The organism is Oscillibacter sp. CU971 (assembly GCF_905219725.1).
Taxonomy (GTDB): Bacteria; Bacillota; Clostridia; order Oscillospirales; family Oscillospiraceae; genus Oscillibacter.
Window position 1 is genome coordinate 1 of record NZ_CAJMXG010000504.1, and the last position, 1,330, is coordinate 1,330.

A 1,330-nucleotide genomic window follows, 5' to 3' on the forward strand; every position below is an offset into this window, starting at 1 on the left:
TCCGCATCGATGGCGCTGTCGAAGCAGAGGACCTGCTCCAGCTCGGAGTCCAGGAAGGCGTTCAGCCTGGACAGCACGGTGGACATAACGGAGGCCATTGCCTGATCGGCGGCGGTCAGTGCCGATCCAGCGAACCAGCGTGCCTTATGAGTTTCCGGCAGGGAGTCCATCAGGACCTGGAACCCATTTTTGCCCTTGGCCATCTTGCTGGGGGCCAGGAGATCCTGCACCAGCTTGAAAACGCTGACGATGTGGCGGGTTTCCATGTTCCCTGTGTTTTGGGGCGGCAGATACTCCGCCAGCAGAAGCACGACCGCCGTCAGCAGGCTCTGGGCGGCGTCGTAAAAAAACGAATTCTGGCCGTAGTTGGACGCATCTCCCTGCGGGTTGACAATGGTCTGGGAAAGGATTTTGGCGTACTTCTCCGCCTTGGCCCTGGCGGCAAGATTGCCAGGATTCTCCCGGCACATGTCCATGTAGTGGTTGATGAGCGCCAGGAGGTTATATCCATCGGAGCGTGTGGGGTTCCGCAGATCGATCACCGCCACCTTGTAGCCGTAGTGCTTGATGGCGATGGCTCCATAGTTCCGGGCCAGGTCCCCCTTTGTATCCAGGGCCAGGAAACTCATACCGCTGGCGCAGGCGTATTCGAGATTCGGATAGAGAAAGAACGCCGTTTTGCCCACACCGGACGCGCCAATCATCAGGCAGTGGATGTCGTCGCTGTCCACCAGGGCGGTGACGGCGTTCTTTTTTCCCTCGCAGCCCAGAACCAGGCCCTGGGTTTTAGGGAGATTCTTTCCCTTCCGCCATTGAGCAGGCCGGAAGGGAACATGCTGATAAGTTTTTTTCAGCTCTTTGCTCGTAGCCCAGCGGGCGGTGCCGTGCTGGCCATCCCCGACGGTTCTGGCTTTGATGCCATTGAGAGAACCGCCGGAGTGGGTGGCGAGTATCCCGGTCAAGAGGAACACCGCGCCGGCCAGTACGATAAAGATGATTGCGGATTGGTCCATAAAAAGCCTCCTTTTCACATAGTCATAGCAAGCTCAGGTTTTAATTTCTGCTCCTCCTGCTGCTTCTGCAGTTTCTCCTGCTCCTCCGCCTGGAACTTGACCGTAACCTTGACGAAGTCCACCGCCAGGTCCAGCCACGCCTCCGCCAGTTTCCGCTTATCCTCCGCAGAGCGAATGCCGGGAGCGGCATATTGTTTCAGAACTGCCTGAGTCTTGGCGCTAAGCTCCCGGTGACGGCTTTTGAAAGAGGCGTGGTTTTGATGGGGCAGGACACGTGCGCAGAGCTGTTTGCCAAGCTCCACGGCGTCGGCCGGCTG

At 58.3% G+C, this 1,330-nt stretch carries 1 protein-coding gene and 1 pseudogene; both read right to left on the minus strand.

The features are described from left to right. On the minus strand, positions 1-1,013 hold a 1,013-nt coding region (locus tag JX325_RS16945), incomplete at its 3' end, for a type IV secretory system conjugative DNA transfer family protein (protein WP_204792188.1). 14 nt (positions 1,014-1,027) lie between these two features. Beyond that, positions 1,028-1,330, minus strand: a pseudogene (locus JX325_RS16950) (hypothetical protein); the annotation flags it as partial.